The organism is Pseudomonas sp. xss_4, assembly GCF_043104125.1.
GTDB lineage: Bacteria > Pseudomonadota > Gammaproteobacteria > Pseudomonadales > Pseudomonadaceae > Aquipseudomonas > Aquipseudomonas parafulva_B.
On record NZ_JBICKJ010000006.1, the window covers coordinates 28,161 to 47,199 of the forward strand.

General features: G+C 62.3%; 17 protein-coding genes. 10 read left to right on the forward strand and 7 right to left on the reverse strand.

Going from position 1 to position 19,039, the window contains the following annotated elements:
- Positions 1 to 4: 4 nt before the first annotated feature.
- Positions 5 to 3,454, reverse strand: a complete 3,450-nt coding sequence (mfd, locus tag ACF8GB_RS00340; RefSeq protein WP_182138943.1) for a transcription-repair coupling factor — start codon at positions 3,452 to 3,454, stop codon at positions 5 to 7.
- A gap of 168 nt (positions 3,455 to 3,622) precedes the next feature.
- Between mfd and ACF8GB_RS00345 the strand changes: the two genes are divergently transcribed.
- Together ACF8GB_RS00345 and sthA are read left to right on the forward strand one after the other, a co-directional pair.
- Positions 3,623 to 5,086 (forward strand): glyceraldehyde-3-phosphate dehydrogenase, encoded by a 1,464-nt coding sequence (locus tag ACF8GB_RS00345; protein WP_027915082.1) that lies wholly within the window; start codon positions 3,623 to 3,625, stop codon positions 5,084 to 5,086.
- Positions 5,087 to 5,483: 397 nt separating this feature from the next.
- A complete protein-coding gene (sthA, locus tag ACF8GB_RS00350; protein ID WP_023534167.1) occupies positions 5,484 to 6,878 on the forward strand; it encodes a Si-specific NAD(P)(+) transhydrogenase in 1,395 nt (464 codons plus the stop codon).
- Positions 6,879 to 6,920: 42 nt separating this feature from the next.
- Here the strand turns inward: sthA and ACF8GB_RS00355 are convergent, their stop codons facing one another.
- Together ACF8GB_RS00355 and ACF8GB_RS00360 are read right to left on the reverse strand one after the other, a co-directional pair.
- Positions 6,921 to 7,643: a glycerophosphodiester phosphodiesterase gene (locus ACF8GB_RS00355; protein ID WP_058605706.1), complete on the reverse strand. Its 723-nt coding sequence runs from the start codon at positions 7,641 to 7,643 to the stop codon at positions 6,921 to 6,923.
- Positions 7,644 to 7,669: 26 nt separating this feature from the next.
- A complete protein-coding gene (locus ACF8GB_RS00360) occupies positions 7,670 to 8,254 on the reverse strand; it encodes a PilZ domain-containing protein (RefSeq protein WP_058639677.1) in 585 nt (194 codons plus the stop codon).
- 93 nt (positions 8,255 to 8,347) lie between these two features.
- Here ACF8GB_RS00360 and ACF8GB_RS00365 point away from each other — a divergent pair, with 93 nt between their 5' ends.
- From ACF8GB_RS00365 to ACF8GB_RS00375, 3 genes are read left to right on the forward strand one after another with little or no spacing between them, the layout of a single operon-like run.
- Positions 8,348 to 9,598 (forward strand): lipoprotein-releasing ABC transporter permease subunit, encoded by a 1,251-nt coding sequence (locus ACF8GB_RS00365; RefSeq protein ID WP_392526412.1) that lies wholly within the window; start codon positions 8,348 to 8,350, stop codon positions 9,596 to 9,598.
- Between the two features lie 7 nt (positions 9,599 to 9,605).
- Complete coding sequence (gene lolD / locus ACF8GB_RS00370) at positions 9,606 to 10,289, forward strand: lipoprotein-releasing ABC transporter ATP-binding protein LolD (protein ID WP_174435400.1); 684 nt, start codon at positions 9,606 to 9,608, stop codon at positions 10,287 to 10,289.
- A gap of 59 nt (positions 10,290 to 10,348) precedes the next feature.
- Positions 10,349 to 11,590 carry a lipoprotein-releasing ABC transporter permease subunit gene (locus ACF8GB_RS00375; RefSeq protein WP_058639650.1) on the forward strand — a complete coding sequence of 414 codons (1,242 nt, stop codon included), beginning with the start codon at positions 10,349 to 10,351 and terminating at the stop codon, positions 11,588 to 11,590.
- Between the two features lie 8 nt (positions 11,591 to 11,598).
- Here the strand turns inward: ACF8GB_RS00375 and ACF8GB_RS00380 are convergent, their stop codons facing one another.
- Entirely contained in the window at positions 11,599 to 12,945 is a 1,347-nt protein-coding gene (locus ACF8GB_RS00380) for a heavy metal sensor histidine kinase (protein WP_392526413.1), read from the reverse strand.
- On the reverse strand, positions 12,942 to 13,622 hold the full coding sequence (locus ACF8GB_RS00385) for a heavy metal response regulator transcription factor (protein ID WP_058639676.1): 681 nt from the start codon (positions 13,620 to 13,622) through the stop codon (positions 12,942 to 12,944). The genes ACF8GB_RS00380 and ACF8GB_RS00385 overlap by 4 nt, the downstream gene beginning before the upstream one ends.
- A 183-nt stretch (positions 13,623 to 13,805) precedes the next feature.
- On the opposite strand from ACF8GB_RS00385, the gene ACF8GB_RS00390 reads away from it, so the two are divergent.
- Positions 13,806 to 14,321 (forward strand): plastocyanin/azurin family copper-binding protein, encoded by a 516-nt coding sequence (locus ACF8GB_RS00390; RefSeq protein WP_392526414.1) that lies wholly within the window; start codon positions 13,806 to 13,808, stop codon positions 14,319 to 14,321.
- Between the two features lie 137 nt (positions 14,322 to 14,458).
- Entirely contained in the window at positions 14,459 to 15,289 is an 831-nt protein-coding gene (gene queF / locus ACF8GB_RS00395; protein WP_182138938.1) for an NADPH-dependent 7-cyano-7-deazaguanine reductase QueF, read from the forward strand.
- Between the two features lie 136 nt (positions 15,290 to 15,425).
- On the opposite strand, the gene ACF8GB_RS00400 is transcribed toward queF, so the two are convergent.
- Positions 15,426 to 15,689 (reverse strand): DUF4404 family protein, encoded by a 264-nt coding sequence (locus tag ACF8GB_RS00400; protein ID WP_023534264.1) that lies wholly within the window; start codon positions 15,687 to 15,689, stop codon positions 15,426 to 15,428.
- Positions 15,690 to 16,045: 356 nt separating this feature from the next.
- Between ACF8GB_RS00400 and ACF8GB_RS00405 the strand changes: the two genes are divergently transcribed.
- Positions 16,046 to 16,753, forward strand: coding sequence for a VacJ family lipoprotein (locus ACF8GB_RS00405; protein WP_058605700.1), 708 nt, complete (start codon positions 16,046 to 16,048; stop codon positions 16,751 to 16,753).
- Positions 16,754 to 16,755: 2 nt separating this feature from the next.
- On the opposite strand, the gene ACF8GB_RS00410 is transcribed toward ACF8GB_RS00405, so the two are convergent.
- Positions 16,756 to 17,055 (reverse strand): PilZ domain-containing protein, encoded by a 300-nt coding sequence (locus ACF8GB_RS00410; protein ID WP_078478271.1) that lies wholly within the window; start codon positions 17,053 to 17,055, stop codon positions 16,756 to 16,758.
- Positions 17,056 to 17,325: 270 nt separating this feature from the next.
- Here ACF8GB_RS00410 and rssB point away from each other — a divergent pair, with 270 nt between their 5' ends.
- Both rssB and rssC read left to right on the forward strand, forming a co-directional pair.
- On the forward strand, positions 17,326 to 18,510 hold the full coding sequence (gene rssB / locus ACF8GB_RS00415; protein ID WP_144967467.1) for a two-component system response regulator RssB: 1,185 nt from the start codon (positions 17,326 to 17,328) through the stop codon (positions 18,508 to 18,510).
- The gene (gene rssC, locus ACF8GB_RS00420; protein WP_058639645.1) at positions 18,507 to 18,989 is read left to right on the forward strand and encodes an anti-sigma factor antagonist RssC; all 483 of its coding nucleotides are present in this window, start codon (positions 18,507 to 18,509) and stop codon (positions 18,987 to 18,989) included. Before rssB ends, rssC begins: the two co-directional genes overlap by 4 nt.
- The last annotated feature ends 50 nt before the right edge of the window (positions 18,990 to 19,039 follow it).

Consider the following 19,039-nt stretch of genomic DNA (forward strand, 5'->3'; position numbering starts at 1 on the left):
TTCCTTAGGCAGGCTTTGGTGTCAGGCGCTCGAACAGCGCCTCAAGGGTGTTAAAACGCTCATCAGGCCGCTCCATCGGGACCATGAAGCGGAACTGGGTGGCGCCTTCGAACTTGTAGCGCTTGGGCTGGCTCTGGATCAGCTTGATCAGGGTCAGAGGATCGACCGGCGTTTCGGCCTCGAACTCGAGCTTGCCGCCATTGGGGCCAGCGTCGACTTTCTTGATGCCCAGTTTCTCCGCCTGCAACTTGAGCAGCGTCAGGCGCATGAGGTTCTTGGTGGGCTCTGGCAGAAGGCCGAAGCGGTCGATCATCTCGACCTGCAGGTCCTTGAGCCCTTCCTCATCGGCCGCCGAGGCGATGCGCTTGTACAGGATCAGCCGCGCATGCACGTCCGGCAGGTAGTCCTCGGGGATCAGGGCTGGCAGGCGTAGGTTGATTTCCGGGCCGCCGCCCAGCGGTTGTTCCAGGTTGGGCTGGGTGCCCTTGCGGATCGCTTTGACGGCGCGCTCGAGCATTTCCATGTACAGGGTAAAGCCCACCGCCTGGATCTGACCGCTCTGGCCGTCCCCGAGCAACTCGCCAGCCCCGCGGATTTCCAGGTCGTTGGTCGCGAGCACGAACCCGGCACCCAGGTCCTGGGTGTTGGCGATGGCTTCGAGGCGTTTTTCGGCGTCGCCGCTGACCTTCTGGCGCGTTGGCGTCAGCAGGTAGGCATAGGCCTGGTGGTGGCTGCGACCGACCCGGCCACGCAATTGGTGCAACTGGGCCAGGCCGAACTTGTCGGCACGCTCGATGACGATGGTGTTGGCGCTGGGTACGTCGATGCCGGTTTCGATGATGGTCGAGGCCACCAGCACGTTGAAGCGCTTGTGATAGAAGTCGCTCATCACCTGCTCCAGCTCGCGCTCGCGCATCTGGCCGTGACCAATGCCGATACGCGCCTCGGGGACCAGTTCAGCCAGGTCGGCGGCGCATTTCTCGATGGTTTTTACATCGTTGTGCAGGTAGTACACCTGGCCACCGCGCAGCAGTTCGCGCAGCAGCGCTTCCTTGACGGTGCTGTTGTTCTGTTCCATGACGAAGGTGCGTACCGACAGGCGCCGGGCCGGCGGCGTGGCGATGATCGACAGATCGCGCATGCCCGCCACAGCCATGTTCAAGGTGCGCGGGATGGGCGTGGCGGTCAGGGTCAGGATGTCCACTTCGCTGCGCAGCGCCTTGAGCTGCTCTTTCTGGCGCACCCCGAAACGATGCTCTTCGTCGATGATGGCCAGGCCCAGGTCCTTGAAGCGTACGTCGTCCTGGAGCAGCTTGTGGGTGCCGATCAGGATGTCGATCTTGCCCTCGGCCAGCTCGGCCGCGGCGTTGGCCACTTCCTTGGCCGACTTGAAGCGGCTCATCACCTCGACGGTGACCGGCCAGTCCGCAAAACGGTCGCGGAAACTGTTGTAATGCTGCTGGGCCAGCAGGGTGGTGGGCACCAGCACAGCCACCTGGCGACCGCTGTGCACGGCGATGAACGCTGCACGCATGGCGACCTCGGTCTTGCCGAAGCCCACGTCGCCGCACACCAGGCGATCCATGGGCTTGGGCGCCAGCATATCGGCGCGTACCGCTTCGATGGCCGCTTGCTGGTCGGGGGTTTCTTCGAACGGGAAGCCTGCGCTGAACGTGGCGTAGTCGGCGGCCGGGTCGGCGAACGCGTAACCCTTGCGCGCTGCACGGCGGGCATAGATGTCGAGCAGCTCGGCGGCGACGTCGCGTACCTGTTCGGCGGCCTTGCGCTTGGCTTTCTGCCAGGTTTCCGAGCCCAGGCGGTGCAGGGGCGCCAGCGCGTCATCGCTGCCGGTGTAGCGGGCGATCAGGTGCAGGTTGGCAACCGGTACGTAGAGCTTGGCGCCCTCGGCGTATTGGAGGGTCAGGAACTCGGCGGCCTGGCCGTCGATTTCCAGCGTCGCCAGGCCCAGGTAGCGGCCCACGCCATGATCGATATGCACCACCGGCGCGCCTTCACGCAGCTCGGTCAGGTTCTTGATGACGGCATCGTTGGCGGTTTCACCGCGCTTGTCGCGGCGGCGGCGCTGCATCACCCGCTGACCGAACAGCGGGCTTTCGGCGATCAGGGCCATGGCCGGGTCGTCGAGCAGCAGGCCTTCGTCGAGCGGTGCGATGGTGATGTTCAGGCGTTCGCTACCGGTGACGAAGTCGGTCCAGCCTTCGACCGTGTTCGGGCGCAGCTTGAGCCGTTCGAGCAGCTCAAGCAGCACTTCGCGGCGTCCGGCCGATTCTGCGGTGAACAACACGCGCCCATCGAACTGGTCGAGAAACCCTGCCAATGCCGCCAGCGGCTGGTTGGCCTTGGCTTCGATGGCAAGGTCAGGCAGGGGGCGAGCGGCGAAGCGCTGGCGCCCGGCGCCTGGGTCCAGGTCATCGCGGCTGACCACCACCCGTGGCCACTGCTTGAGGCGCGCGAAACAGTCTTCAACCGGCATGAACAGCTCGGCCGGCGGCAGCAAGGGCCGGCTCAGGTCGCCCCGGCGGTCCTCGTAGCGCCCGCGTACGTCGTTCCAGAAGTGTTCGGCCGCCTGCTCAACGCCCGGCAGCGAAAACACCTGGGTATCGGCCGGCAGGTAGTCGAACAGGGTCGAGGTTTCTTCGAAGAACAGCGGTAGGTAATACTCGATACCGGACGGGATGATGCCGCTGGCCAGGTCCTGGAAGATCGCGCTGCGGCGAAAATCCACGTCGAAACGCTCGCGAAAGCGTGCCTTGAACCGGGTGACTTCCTCTTTTTGCATCGGAAATTCGCGTGCCGGCAGCAGGCGAATGGAGTCGACCTTGTCGATCGAGCGCTGGGTCTCGGGGTCGAACGTGCGCAGCGTTTCGATTTCGTCGTCGAACAGGTCGATACGGTAGGGCAACTTGCTGCCCATCGGGAACAGGTCGATCAAGGCCCCACGCACGGCGAACTCGCCATGCTCATAGACGGTGTCCACGCAGCGGTAACCACTGGCTTCCAGGCGGCTGCGCATCTGCTCCACATCGATGGTCTGGCCCACGTCCAGCACCAGGCTGCTGCCCAGCAGGAAGCGGGTAGGGGCCAGGCGATGCAAGGCCGTGGTGATGGGCACTACCAGGATGCCGTGGCTCAGCTCCGGCAGCCGGTACAGGCTGGCGATGCGCTGGGAGATGATGTCCTGGTGGGGCGAGAACAGGTCGTAGGGCAGGGTCTCCCAGTCGGGAAACGGCAGCACCGGCAACTCGGGCGCGAAGAACTTCAGTTCCTGCTCCAGGCGGTCGGCGGCCTGGCTGTCTGCCGTCAGCAGCAGGGTGAAGCGGCCAGCGCTGCTGGCGGCCTCGGCGATGGCAAGGCTGAGGGCGGCACCGGGCAGGTTGCCCCAGGTTTGTTTGCCGGCGGTAGCCGACAGTTGCGGTAGGCGCAGAACTGACACGGGAGATTGCACTCCAAGCGTTTCGGCAAAGAGACCGATTGTACCGGTGACGCTGGCGGCTGTCAGGCTCCAATGGGGCAGGATGATCGATGTGCGTGACCACGACAGGCGCTCATTGCCGGTTACGCATCGGGGCGTCATAATGTAGCCCCTTTTTTCTGTCCCTACATGTGGAAGGTTCCCGTGACTCAGAAGCCCGACCAGTGTCTTGGTGAGTGGATCGATCGTGAAGCCCTGGCTGAAGCGATGATCCCGCTTATCGGTCAGCTCTACCGCAACAACAATGTGGTGAGCTCGATCTATGGCCGCAGCCTGATCAACCGTTCGGTTATCTCGATCCTCAAGGCACACCGCTTTGCGCGTCATCGCCAGACCGACGAAACCGAACTGTCCGTTCACGAGACATTCCCCCTGCTCAAGGCCATGAGCGAGCTGAAACTGGGCGCCGCCTCGGTCGACCTGGGCAAGCTGGCCAACAAGTTCAAGCTCGAAGGCAACGGCCGCAGCGCCGAGCAGTTCGTGCGTGAAGAACTGGCTGACGTGGTGGGCCAGCAGAACGCCGCCGCGCGCAAAGGCACCGACGTCGTGCTGTATGGTTTCGGCCGTATCGGTCGCCTGCTGGCGCGTATCCTGATCGAGAAGACCGGTGGTGGCGACGGCCTGCGCCTGCGTGCCATCGTCGTGCGCAAAGGCGCCGAGAACGATCTGGTCAAGCGTGCCAGCCTGCTGCGTCGTGATTCGGTGCATGGGCCGTTCGATGGCACCATCACCATCGACGAAGCCAACAACACCTTGACGGCCAACGGCAACCTGATCCAGATCATCTACGCCAAGAACCCGAGCGAAGTCGACTACACCCAGTACGGCATCGACAACGCGCTGATCGTGGACAACACCGGCGTATGGCGTGATGCCGACGGCCTGGGCCAGCACCTGGCCTGCCCGGGTGCCAGCCGCGTGATCCTCACCGCACCTGGCAAGGGTGCCCTGAAGAACATCGTGCATGGCATCAACCACGGCGAGATCACGGCCGATGACAAGATCATCTCCGCCGCCTCCTGCACCACCAACGCCATCGTGCCGGTGCTCAAGGCCGTCAACGACCAGTACGGCATCGTCAACGGCCACGTCGAAACCGTTCACTCGTTCACCAACGACCAGAACCTGATCGACAACTTCCACAAGGGCAGCCGCCGTGGCCGCGCCGCGCCGCTGAATATGGTCATCACCGAAACCGGTGCTGCCACCGCCGCCGCCAAGGCCCTGCCTGTGCTCAAGGGCAAGTTGACCGGCAACGCCATTCGCGTGCCGACGCCGAACGTGTCGATGGCAATCCTCAACCTGAACCTGGAAAAGGCCACCAGCCGCGAGGAAATCAACGAGTACCTGCGCCAGACGGCCATGCACTCGGACCTGCACAAGCAGATCGACTATGTGAGCTCCCAGGAAGTGGTCTCCACCGACTTCGTGGGTTCGCGCCACGCCGGTGTGGTAGACGCCGAAGCCACCATCTGCAACGACAATCGCGTCGTGCTCTACGTGTGGTATGACAACGAGTTCGGCTACAGCTGCCAGGTCGTGCGCGTGATGGAAGACATGGCCGGGGTCAACCCGCCTGCCTTTCCACGCTGATCGGCCAGTCAGACGCTGAACACACGGGAACCTTTGGGTTCCCGTTTTCGTTTGCGCTGCCGTGCAAGGGCGCTTGTCCTAGCAGAGCGCAGGGGGTCATCGAGTGACTCAGCGCAACATTTCAGGGACAATAACCGCCGTTTCGCAGGTGCCTGGGCGGTTTTTCCGTCTGAGCAGGCAGTGCAAGGTGGTCGAAAGCGTGGACAAGGATGATTGCCGCCAGGGAGACGGTGCTTTATGTAGTGCGGGCGAAATTGGCCTACGACGCGACCAAGGGTTAATGTGCGCGCCGTTCACGCTTGATTAGACTGCACCCGATTTTTCTCATGGCGCCGAGGCGGCATGATCGTGCGCCGCAAGCGACCGTGGCTTGCGGGCCAGTTCTGAAGGAGTACGCATGGCTGTCTACAACTACGACGTAGTGGTGCTGGGTTCCGGCCCGGCCGGGGAAGGTGCGGCAATGAACGCCGCCAAAGCAGGGCGCAAGGTGGCAATGGTCGACACCCGTCGCCAGGTCGGGGGGAACTGCACCCACCTGGGCACCATCCCGTCCAAGGCACTGCGTCACTCGGTGCGGCAGATCATGCAGTTCAACACCAACACCATGTTCCGCGCCATCGGCGAGCCGCGTTGGTTCTCTTTCCCGGACGTGCTCAAGAGCGCCGAAAAGGTCATCGCCAAGCAGGTGGCCTCGCGCACGGGCTACTACGCCCGCAACCGCGTCGACCTGTTCTTCGGCACCGGCAGCTTCGCTGACGAGCAGACCGTCGAAGTGGTCTGCCCCAATGGCGTGGTGGAAAAACTCAACGCCAAGCACATCATCATCGCCACCGGTTCGCGCCCCTACCGACCAGCAGACATCGACTTCAACCACCCGCGTGTGTACGACAGCGACACCATCCTCAGCCTCAGCCACACCCCGCGCAAGCTGATTGTGTATGGCGCCGGCGTGATCGGGTGCGAGTACGCCTCGATCTTCAGCGGCCTTGGTGTGCTGGTCGAGCTGGTGGACAACCGAGGGCAACTGCTCAGTTTCCTGGATTCGGAAATCTCCCAGGCCCTGAGCTACCACTTCAGCAACAACAACATCACCGTGCGCCACAACGAAGATTATGAGCGGGTCGAGGGCCTGGACAACGGCGTCATCCTGCACCTGAAGTCGGGCAAGAAGATCAAGGCCGATGCCTTGCTCTGGTGCAACGGGCGGACCGGCAATACCGACAAGCTTGGGCTGGAGAACATCGGCATCAAGGTCAACAGCCGCGGTCAGATCGAAGTGGACGAGGCCTACCGCACCAGCGTGCCGAATATCTACGGCGCAGGCGACGTGATCGGCTGGCCGAGCCTGGCCAGTGCCGCGCACGACCAGGGCCGCTCGGCCGCAGGCAGCATCGTCGACAACGGCAGCTGGCGTTTCGTCAACGATGTGCCGACGGGCATCTATACCATTCCGGAGATCAGCTCGATCGGCAAGAACGAGCAGGAACTGACCCAGGCCAAGGTGCCCTATGAAGTGGGCAAGGCCTTCTTCAAGAGCATGGCCCGGGCGCAGATCGCCGGTGAACCCCAGGGCATGCTGAAAATCCTGTTCCACCGCGAGACCCTGCAGGTGCTGGGTGTGCACTGCTTCGGCTACCAGGCATCCGAGATCGTGCATATCGGCCAGGCAGTGATGAACCAGCCAGGCGAGCTGAACAACCTCAAGTACTTTGTGAACACCACGTTTAACTACCCGACCATGGCAGAGGCCTATCGGGTAGCGGCCTATGACGGTCTGAACCGGCTTTTTTGAGCGGCTCCGACCGGTGGCCTGAGCCGGTCGGAGAGACCGAATTCAACCCTGCCCGAGGGTGGTCCTGGCCAAACCGGGAAAGTCTGTAATCAGGCTGTCCACGCCAAAATCAGCGAGCCTGCGCATCAGCGCCGGCTCGTTGACCGTCCATACCGATACGTGCAAACCCTGCTTCTGCGCCTTTTGCAGGCGTTCCGGGGTGCACAACGTCCAATTCAGTGCCAGCATCTGGCAACCATAATTCTGTGCAACCTTCAGCGGGTCGAGCCAGGCGTATTCGGCCACCAGGCCGCGTTGCACGTCCGGCACCAATTCTTGAGCGGCGCCCAGCACTTCGCGTGAACTTGAGGTGATCGTCACCTTGTCCAGCAAGCCGAACTGCTGGGCCAGCTCGCGTATGGCCAGCACCGTAGTGGCTGCGCGGGTGCGCGAGGCGCTCTTGACTTCCAGCTGCCAGTGCTCGAACGGGCACTTCTCGAACAGCTCTTCCAGGCGTGGGATGGGGCAGGGCTGGACCCAGCCCGGGCCACCCTGACGTGCGTCGAGCTTGACCAGGTCTTCGGCCGGGTGCTCGACCACCTTGCCGCGCTTGCCGGTGGTGCGCTTGAGGGTAGGGTCATGGATCACCATCAGCTGGTTGTCGGCCGATAGGTGCAGATCCAGCTCGCAGCGCATGATGCCGTGGGACAGGCACTGGCGGAAGCTGTTCAGGGTGTTCTCGGGTGCTTCGCCCTTGGCGCCGCGATGGCCGTAGATCAGGGTCACGTTCGTTCCTTCAGTGAGAAAATGAGTCAGGGTGATGGGGCGTTCTGTTCCAGTTGCTGGCGTCTTTGCTGTTGCTGGCGTTGCAGAATGTAGCGGGCAAGCAGTTGGCGCTGGGCATCGACCATGTCGATGAATTCGATGCCGACCTCGAAGCCGCCTTGGGGCCTGGCCTCGCAATGGGTGATCTTGCCGCGCAACAGCAGGCCGTGGGCGCGCGGCATCAGCACCATTTGTACCTTCACCTGGGTACCCTGTGCAAAGGGCTCTGGCTGGATGCACTCCAGGCCACCTTCGGACACCACGACTGCCTGCGGCTGGCCTACCTCGCCCAGCAGGGTATGGGCGACCACGGCGCTGAGCACGTCCAGGCGCTTGTTTTGTACCCGCAAAAACGCTGCAAGGGTGCGGTCCTTGTCGCTGAGCTGGCGCAGCAGGTGCTGGGCCTCGAAGTCGGCCAGGTGCAGCTCGCTGAGCAGATTGAACAGCGGGGAATCATCCTGCAACACATCTGGATCCAGGGCTTCGGCCGCGCTCAATGGGCTGATTTGAAGTGCGATCCGATCGGCGATGCGGTAGTATTCGCGGCGATCTTCTTCGTCTAATGTCGTCATGGCGAACCCATGGTAGCGGCGGTGGTCCGAGTGTAAAGCCGCCATAGGCGCCTCGCCACAAGGACGTTCCCTTCCATCCGAACAAGCCCCGACATGTTCAGACCTCTTTTCGCATTCATCGGCACGCGTTATACCCGTGCCAAACGTCGCAATCACTTCGTCTCGTTCATTTCCCTGACCTCGATGATCGGCCTCGCCCTGGGCGTGGTAGTCATGATCGTGGTGCTGTCGGTGATGAACGGGTTCGACCACGAGATGCGCACCCGCGTGTTGGGCATGATCCCTCACGCCACCCTCGAGAGCGGCCAGCCCATCGCCGACTGGCCTGCCCTTGCCGAACAAGTAAAGCAGAATCGGCAGGTGGTGGCGGTCGCGCCCTTCACCCAGATGCAGGGTTTGCTCACCCATGACGGCAAGGTGCAGAAGGTGCTGCTCAACGGCATCGATCCGGCCCGGGAACGGGAGGTGTCGATCATCGACAACTTCGTCCAGCAGGGCCGGCTGGACCAGTTGGCGCCCGGCGAGTGGGGCATCATGATCGGTGACAAGGCCGCGGCCAAGTTGGGTGTGGCCGTAGGCGACAAACTCACCTTCGTGGCCCCGGAGGTCAGCGTCACGCCGGCCGGCATGTTCCCGCGCATGAAGCGCTTCACCGTGGTGGGCACCTTCCATGTGGGGGCCGGCGAGATCGACGGTTACCTGGGGCTGACCAACATCGCCGACCTGTCGCGCCTGCACCGCTGGAGGCCCGACCAGGTGCAGGGCCTGCGCTTGAAGTTCGATGACCTGTTCCAGGCCCCGCGCGTGGCCTACGACATCGCCCAACAACTGGGTGACCAGGATTTCTATAGCCGCGACTGGACCCGTACCCATGGCAATCTCTACCAGGCCATTCGCATGGAAAAAGCCATGATCGGCCTGCTGTTGCTGCTGATCGTCGCGGTTGCCGCGTTCAACATCATTTCCACACTGGTGATGGTGGTCAACGACAAGCGGGGGGACATCGCCATCCTGCGCACGTTGGGCGCCACCCCTGGGCAAATCATGCTCATCTTCATGGTGCAGGGCACTGTGATCGGTGTGGTGGGCACGTTGATCGGGGCCGTGGTGGGCATCATTGCGGCGCTCAACGTCAGCACGGTCATCGCCGGTATCGAGCACCTGATCGGCCACAAATTCCTCAACGCCGACGTGTATTTCATCGATTACCTGCCCTCGCAGATCCAGGCCCAGGATGTGTACATGGTCTGTGGTGCGGCATTGGTCCTGAGTTTCTTCGCCACCCTGTACCCTGCCTGGCGTGCGGCACGCACCCAGCCGGCAGAGGCGTTACGTTATGAGTGAGTCGCGCATGAGTGATAAAGCCGTTCTGAGTTGCCGCAACCTGGGCAAGTCCTACGATGAGGGCCCCGAGTCGGTGCAGGTCTTGTCTGGCCTGAACCTGGAACTGCACGCCGGCGAGCGCATCGCCATTGTCGGCAGTTCGGGGTCGGGCAAAAGCACCTTGCTCAACCTGCTGGGCGGCCTGGATCGCCCCACCCAGGGCAGTGTCTGGCTGGCCGGCGAAGAGCTGTCGGCGTTGGGCGAGCGCGCCCGGGGCCTGCTGCGCAACCGCGAGTTGGGCTTCGTGTACCAGTTTCATCACCTGCTGCCCGAATTCACGGCCCTCGAGAACGTGTGCATGCCACTGCTGATAGGCCGTACGGCTATTCCAGAGGCGCGTGAACGTGCCGAGGCGCTGCTCAAACGCGTTGGGCTGGGGCATCGCCTCAATCACAAGCCGGCCGAGCTGTCTGGCGGCGAGCGTCAGCGAGTGGCCATCGCACGTGCGCTGGTCAACCGCCCAGGCCTGGTGATGCTGGACGAACCCACCGGGAACCTCGATCACCATACTGCACAGGGCATCCAGGAGTTGATGCAGGAACTGTCCAGCGCTTCGCGCACGGCGTTCCTGGTGGTGACCCACGACCTGAGCCTTGCGCGTCAGATGGACCGTGTACTGAAACTCGACAATGGCCACCTGGTGGCGATCTGACCGACCGAGCGGGGTGACCCTTTCATCCCGCGACCTGTTTTGATTGGGTGTATCCGCACATGTTCAGACCCCTGCCCATCTTCATCGGCGCGCGCTATACCCGGGCCAAGCGTCGCAACCATTTCATCTCGTTCATCTCCATGACCTCGATGATCGGCCTGTCCCTGGGCGTGCTGGCCATGATCGTGGTGCTGTCGGTGATGAACGGCTTCCAGCGCGAAATGAGCTCGCGCATCCTGGGCCTGGTACCCCACGCGGCCATCCTGGGCCAGCAGCCGCTGGACAACTGGCAGCAGGTGGCCGATGCGGCCATGAAAAACCCTGCCGTGGTTGCCGCGGCCCCGATCACCGAAATGGAAGGCATGCTGTCCTACAAGGGCGCCATGCAGCCGATTCAGGTTGGCGGTATCGACCCGGCCGAGGAAAACAAGGTGTCGATCGTAGGGCGGCACATCGTTCAGGGCCGCCTGCAGGACTTGCAGCCGGGCGAGTTCGGCGTGGTGATCGGCGAGCTGACGGCCCGCCGCTTTCGGCTGAATACCGGGGACAAACTGACCTTGATCGTGCCGGAGATCAGCAGCGAGCCTGGCGGGATCACCCCACGCATGCAGCGCTTGACCGTGGTGGGCATCTTCAAGGTGGGCGCCGAACTCGATGGTTCCCAGGCCTACATTCACATGGCCGATGCCGCGAGCATGCAGCGTTGGGCGCCCGGCCAGGTGCAGGGTGTGCGGCTGAAACTGCATGACCTGTACGCCGCCCCGCAGGTGTCCAAGGCCATCGCAGCGCAGCTGGGTGAGGGCTATCGGGCAGATGACTGGTCCCATACCCAAGGTAGCCTGTTCAGCGCCATGAAGATGGAAAAGACCATGATCGGCCTGTTGCTGCTGATGATCATTGCCGTGGCCGCGTTCAACATCATCGCCACCTTGGTCATGGTGGTAAACGACAAAGGGCCGGATATCGCCATCCTGCGTACCCTCGGGGCAACGCCTGCGCAGATCATGGGTACGTTCATGGTCCAGGGCAGCTTGATTGGCGTGGTCGGCACGCTGATCGGCGGCGTGCTGGGGGTGATCGCCGCGCTCAACGTGAGCCAGATCGTGGGCTGGCTGGAGCGGATCAGCGGTCAGCATATCTTCACCTCCGACGTGTACTTCATCAGCAGCCTGCCATCGGAGCTGCAAAGCGGGGACGTGGTGATGATCTGCGCGGCGGGGCTGGTGATGAGCTTCTTGGCTACCCTCTACCCAGCCTACCGGGCTTCCCAGGTACAACCGGCCATTGGCTTGGCGGTTTGACGGAGCCTTTACCGGCCTGTGAAGTCCAGCGTGAAGCGGGTCCAGCCAGCCTCGCACGCCACCTGAATCCGCCCGCCATGGGCCTGCACGATCGACCGCGTGATCGCCAGGCCCAGGCCGGCATGTTCGCCGCCGCCGTCATGCCTGGAAGGGTCCACCCGGTAGAAACGATCGAACAGCCGTGGCAGTGCCGTCGCCTCGATGGCGCTGCCGGTGTTGGCCACGGTAATGCTCGGCCCAGCCGCCAGTGTGATCCGCACCTGTCCGCCCGCCGGCGTGAAGCGCAAGGCGTTGTCGAGCAAGTTGCAGAGCGCCCGGCGCAGCATGGTCCGGTCGCCGGGCAGCCACGCCTGCCCCTGGCGTGTCAGTTGCACGGCCGCCTCTTCAGCCGCCAGGGCGTAATACTCCAGCAGCGAATCCACTTCATCATGCAGCGCCAGTGGTGTGTCACCTGGTGCCAATAGCCCCTGGTCGGCCTTGGCCAGAAAGAGCATGTCATTGATCATCTGCGCCATCGCTTGCAGCTCTTCGAGGTTGTCGTGCAATGCCTCCCGGTAGGCGTCGAGGCTGCGTGGGCGAGTCAGGGTGACCTGGGTGTGGGTCAGCAGATTGGACAGCGGCGTACGCAGTTCATGGGCGATATCGGCCGAAAACGCCGACAGGCGCTGAAACGCATCGTCCAGGCGCTGCAGCATGGCATTGAGGCTGTCAGCCAATTGGGCCAGTTCGGCAGGCATCTGCTCCACAGGTAGGCGAGTGGTGAGCGAGCGGGCAGAGACGCGTGCGGTGATGCGCCCCATCTGCCTCAAGGGGCGCAGGCCACTACGTGCTGCCCAGCCGCCCAGCAGGGCGGTGACCAGCGCCGACAGCCCGACTGTCAGCCAGACCAGACGCTGCATGCCTTGCAGAAAATGCTGGTGATGGGTGATGTCAAGGTACAGCACAAGGTGCGGTGAGGCGCTGCCGGGCATCAGCGCCACAGCAAGGCTACGGTAGTCCGTGCCCTGCGCGTGCAGCGTGTTCAAACCCGTGGAGGAGGGCGCAGGGGGGAGGCCAGCGCAGCTCTCGAACCAGGTGGCGCCACTGCCTGAGGTGACCCGCACGGACAGGTCGGCCTGATGACTCAGCTCCTCGTGCAGGGCAGGCAGGCGGGTTTGCAGATCGGCTTGTGTGCCGACGTCAGTGAGGTGACGGCGCAACAATGACAGGCGCGACGCCAGCAACTGCTGGTCGAGTTCGATGAAATGCTGCTCGCTGGCCTGATTGAACACAAGGCCCGCCCCTAGCGAAACCGCAGCTGTGCAGGCGGCGAACAGCAGCGCCAGGCGGCTGGTCAGCGAAATGCGGCGCCTCACGATGAACGCACTTCCAGCACATAACCCATGCCGCGCACCGTGTGGATCAGCTTGTCGTCGTAGGCATCGTCCACCTTGGCCCGCAGTCGCCGAATGGCCACTTCGATCACGTTGGTGTCGCTGGCAAAGTTCATGTCCCATACCTGGGACGCGATAAGCGCCTTGGACAGCACTTCACCCTGACGGCGCAACAGCAGCTCGAGCAAACCGAATTCTTTCGCGGTCAGGTCGATGCGCTGGCCGCCGCGCTCGACACGCCGGCGAATCAGGTCAAGGCGCAGGTCCGCCACCGCCAGCGAGGTATCGGCACTGGGCGTGGCCCCGCGCCTGAGCAGGCTGCGCACACGCGCCAGCAGCTCCGAAAAGGCGAATGGCTTGATCAGGTAATCATCGGCGCCCAGTTCCAAGCCATGTACCCGGTCCTCGATGGCATCGCGGGCGGTCAGAAACAGCACAGGCGTATCGATACCGGCTTGTCGCACGGCCTTGAGGATCTGCCAGCCGTCGCGCCCTGGCAGCATCACATCCAGGATCAGCAGATCGTGATCGCCCGTCAGGGCCAGGAACTGGCCTGTCTCGCCATCGGTGGCCAGCTCTACCGTGAAGCCGGCCTCGCTCAGGCCCTGATGCAGGTACTGGCCAGTACGCACTTGGTCTTCGACGATCAACAGTTTCATTGAGGCAAGCTCCGGCTGGCGATGCGGCGCCGCGGTGGAGTCCAGCCGGCGCACAGGTGCCAGGATCATACGTGACCTGCGCGGCGTTCGGCCAAACTGACAGGCTTGTAATGCAGCGGTCAGGTTCATGGCAGTCGCATGGGCTTAACATCGCGCTGTTCAATCCAACGAATGGAAACCCCGATGTCTCGCTTTATCTTTGCCTGCGCACTGACGCTGGCCAGTAGTCTTGCTCAGGCAGGCACCGCCCATACACTGGCTTTCGGTGAGCCTGCGCCAGCCGAAAAAGCCACCCGCACGGTCGAGGTGAGGCTCAAGGACATCGCCTTCGAGCCCGCCAGCCTCACTGTCAAGGCGGGTGAGACGGTGCGCTTCGTGTTGATCAACGAAGGGCAATTGCCCCACGAGTTCAACCTGGGTGACAAGGCCATGCATGCCGAACACCAGAAGCAGATGATTGCCATGCAAGGCGAGCTGTTCACTGCGGCCGTAGGCGAACAGGGCATGGGGTATGGCGCCATGAGCGGGCATGATCATGGCGCAGGCCATGGGCATGGCGGCGGTAACACGGTGCTGGTGATGCCTGGCCAGCGCGCCGAGTTGACCTGGACCTTCAAGGCCTCTGCACCCATCGAATTCGCCTGTAATGTGCCAGGCCATTACCAAGCGGGCATGGTGGGGCCGCTGATCATCGAATGAGTGGCGCTGCAAGGCGGCAAGCAAAAGGGTAGACTGGGCGCCCTACGCGTCATCCTGTACACGACACGATTGCCCCAGAATGGGGGCGCGCACCGTACGAACGCTAGCGTCCACTCCACACTTTCAGGTCAGTTCCAATGCACCCTGCCGCCGAACACTCCCCGCTGGGCAAGTCCAGTGAATACGTCGCCACCTATTCCCCGGAGCTGTTGTTCCCGATCCCACGCACCGCCAAGTGGGCGGAGCTGGGTGTCACCGCGCAGACGCTACCGTGGCAAGGTGTGGATTACTGGAATTGCTTCGAGCTGTCCTGGCTGCTGCCCTCGGGCAAGCCCGTGGTAGCCATAGGCGAGTTCGCCATCCCGGCTGATTCGCCCAACATCATCGAATCGAAGTCATTCAAGCTTTACCTGAACTCGTTGAACCAGACCGTTTTTGCGGGCATTGAGCCGTTGCAGGCGTGCCTTGAGAGGGATCTCTCGGCGGCCGCCGGCAAGGCGGTAGGGGTCAAGGTCAAAACGCTGGAAGAGGTTGAGGCCCAAGGCGTGGTCGCTTTGCCAGGCACCTGCATCGATGGGCTGGACGTGGCTATTTCCAACTATGCGCAGCCGCAACCGGAGCTGTTGCAATGCGATGCCCATCAGGTGGTCGAAGAGACGCTGCACAGCCATTTGCTCAAGTCCAACTGCCCGGTCACCGGACAGCCTGACTGGGGGAGTGTGGTAGTGGCCTACAAAGGCAGCGCGCTTGATCATGCCAGCCTGCTGACCTACCTCATCAGCTTCCGCCAGCATGCGGACTTCCATGAGCAATGCGTGGAGCGCATCTATCTGGACCTGAAAAATCTGTTGCAGCCTGAGCACTTGACCGTTTATGCCCGGTATGTGCGCCGAGGTGGGCTGGACATCAACCCCTACCGCAGCATGGGGGAAATCGTCGTGAACAATGGGCGGCTGGCCAGGCAGTGACCGCCGCAAAGGTGCGCCTGCGTTGAACTGCAGCCGATCCTGACAGCAGGCCATGTGCTGTTCGCCTCTGGCCTGAGTGCGGGTCAAGACAGGCCACTGCGCTGCGCTGGGCGCGCAGCAGCCCGAGCGGTATGTTTCAGATACCCATGCTGTGCAGCGAGTTGGCAATGCTGCGCAGGGTGGCCGTCAGGTCAGGGTGGTCGGCTTCAAATCGCTCCACGGCGAGGTTCACACCGTCGGCCAGGTTGTTGTCAGGCGTGGCGTTTTCCAGCTTCAGTTGCGCTTCGATCTGGCGCGCTTCTTCGTGGAGCGCAGCCAGCTCTTCGTCCGAAAGTGGCACGTTGCGATCCAGTTGCTCGCGCAGGCTGTTGAGGCGCTCTTGCAATTCGCGGGCAGGCATTGGCAATTCTCCATCATGGGTTTGGCAAGCCATGGACCTCAGCGAGGCGGCAAAGGTTCTGGCCTGTACTGAGCGTAAACCCTTCGCCTTGGATTTGCATGACTGGCAGCCGCTGGGCTGTGTCTGTATTTCTCGCGTATCAACTGCCAAGCGATGATTTTCATCCACAAGGCAGGCGACCAATGGCTTTTCCGCTGAATCTTGCAGCCATCGCGTAGCACGACTGACGCAACACTTGGTCACATTAAACTTCATGGCTGCCGAAAGCTGTCTATCGGCCTGCAAAACTCTATACTGCCGCACTACAGCAGCGCGCCCGTTGCGCTTGCGGCCGATAATCCTGATGGAGAAACACTATGCGTAGGATCGGTGCCAGTGTGATCGAACGAGTCACCCAGGCCTGTGTATGCGCCAGCATGCTGCTGGCGCCCGTGGCGGCTACCCAGGCCGCGACCGAAGAAGACCCCTGGGAAGCGGTCAATCGCCCGATCTTCCGCTTCAACGATACCCTCGATACCTACGCGCTCAAGCCGCTCGCCAAGGGCTATGACACCGTCACGCCGCAGTTTCTCGAAGACGGCATTCACAATATGTTCCGCAACCTGGGCGATGTGACCAATCTGGCCAACAACGTCCTGCAGCTCAAGCCCCATGCGGCAGGGGTGGACACGGCGCGCCTGATCGTCAACACCACCTTCGGCCTGGCGGGGTTCTTCGATGTCGGCACCAAGATGGGCCTGCAACGCAGCGATGAAGACTTCGGTCAGACCCTGGGCTACTGGGGTGTACCCAGCGGCCCGTACGTGGTCATTCCGTTGCTCGGCCCCAGCACCGTGCGCGATGGTGTAGCCAAGTACCCGGACACCTTCACCCGGCCTTATCGCTACGTGGACCATGTCCCTACCCGCAACTCGGCCTTCGCCCTGGACGTGGTGGATACCCGTGCGAGCCTGCTGCCGGCCGAGAAGCTGATTCAGGGGGACAAATACATCTTCATTCGCAACGCCTACCTGCAGAACCGTGAGTTCAAGGTGCGCGACGGCGAAGTCGAGGACGATTTCTAACCCTACCGCATGGCCAGGATGCGCAGCCCGAACGTATGCTGCCCATCCGCCTGGGCCGCGATCCACACCACTTCCGCCGTGGCGTGCAAGCCTTCGAGCGACGGGTGATCAGACTCCAGGCGCACCTCCAGCCGATCCCCGACCTGGAACGGCTGAGGGGCTTTTACTTGCATCCCGCTACTGGACAGGTCGAGACACACGGCGGCGATGACGTTACCCTCGTGCACCAGGGTGACCGGCGTGTCGATGCGCATGCGGATGAAATCGCGTTTCTCGCTGTGGCTGGTGGCGGTATCGAGCATGCTGCATCCTTCCTGTGAGGTTACATCGTGAAGGTTTCTTATAAGTCTCGGTGATTTGCCCTGTAAAGCCGCTCAAGCGTACCGTTCGATGCTTGAAACCCCTGGCGGATGGGAGTACCGTCTGCGCCTTACACCGCATATCTCTCAGTTGCCGGGTAGGCTTTCTTGCCCTACAACTGCAAAGAGCCTGCGACCTGTTAAGAATTCCCGCAGCTGTTGGTCTGCCTTACCGGCTCGCTGCACAAACCCCAATCGGCGCCGTTCGCCCACATGCAGAAAACCAGTGCAACGCTGCTGATCATCGATGACGACGACGTGGTCCGTGCAAGCCTCGCCGCGTATCTTGAAGACAGTGGCTTCAGCGTTCTCCAGGCTGGCAATGGCCAGCAGGGGCTTCAGGTCTTCGAAGAACACCAGCCTGATCTTGTGATCTGCGATTTGCGCATGCCGCAAATGGGCGGGCTCGAACTAATTCGTCAGATCAGCGCGCGTGCACCGCAGTTACCCGTGATCGTGGTGTCGGGTGCCGGTGTCATGGCCGATGCGGTGGATGCATTGCGCCTGGGCGCTGCGGACTACTTGATCAAGCCACTCGAAGACCTGGCGGTGCTGGAGCACTCGGTGCGCCGTGCGCTGGATCGCGCCCACCTTGTGCTGGAAAACCAGCGCTACCGCGAGAAGCTCGAGGCTGCCAACCGCGAACTGGAGGCCAGTCTGCACCTGTTGCAGGAAGACCAGACCGCCGGTCGGCAAGTGCAGATGAACATGTTGCCCCAGAGCCCTTGGCATGCGGGTGATTTTGCCTTCGAGCACCAGATCATCCCGTCGCTGTATCTGTCAGGTGACTTCGCCGACTACTTCCGTGTGGATGAGCGGCGCATTGTTTTTTACTTGGCCGACGTGTCCGGGCACGGCGCTTCTTCGGCCTTTGTCACCGTGCTGCTGAAGTTCATGACCACCCGCCTTCTGTTCGAATTCAAGCGTGGCAAAAACATGCGCGAGTTCCAGCCTTCTGAAGTACTCAGCCACATCAACCGTGGGTTGATCAACTGCAAGCTGGGCAAGCACGTGACCATGGTGGGCGGGGTGATCGATGAGGACACCGGGTTGCTGACCTATGCCGTAGGCGGGCACTTGCCGCTGCCGGTGCTGCACACGCCCGAGCACACCCGCTACCTTGAAGGCCGCGGCTTGCCGGTGGGGCTGTTCGAGGAGGCCCGCTATCAGGACCTGGTGATCGAACTGCCACCGCGTTTTAGCCTGAGCCTGATGTCCGATGGCATCCTGGACCTTTTGCCAGGTGATACGCTCAAAGATAAAGAAGCCGCGTTGCCTGAAATCGTCAGGGCGGCAGAGGGTAGCCTGGATGGGCTGCGTCAACGTTTTGGATTGGCTACGCTAGGGGAGATGCCGGATGATATCGCCCTATTGGTGTTGAGCAGGAACCTTCAATGAGTACCGGTAGAATCCAGTTCGCCGAGCAGGACGGTACCTTCGTACTGAAGTTCGTCGGTGAAGTGCGCCTGACCTTGTGTTCGGCGCTCGATGCAACGATCGAGCGAATATTCACCGCGCTGAATTTCTCGACCATCGTGATCGACCTGACCGAAACCGAAAGCATCGACAGCACCACCCTTGGCTTGCTCGCCAAGTTGTCGATCCTGTCGCGACAGAAAGTGGGTCTGCTGCCGACCGTCGTGACTACCAACCCGGATATTTCCCGCCTGTTGCAATCGATGGGGTTCGATCAGGTGTTCAACATCGTCGACCGCCCCATCCCATGCCCCGAATGCCTGTCCGACCTGCCATCCCAGGATCAGAACGAGGAGGTGGTGCGCGCCAAGGTGTTGGAAGCGCACCGTATTCTGATGGGCTTGAATGAGTCCAATCGCGAAGCCTTTCATGACCTGGTGAGTGCGCTGGAGCGCAGTTGACCCTGTTCGCTGCATTGTGACGGGCCAATGGCCGCTTCACCAGAAGTGGC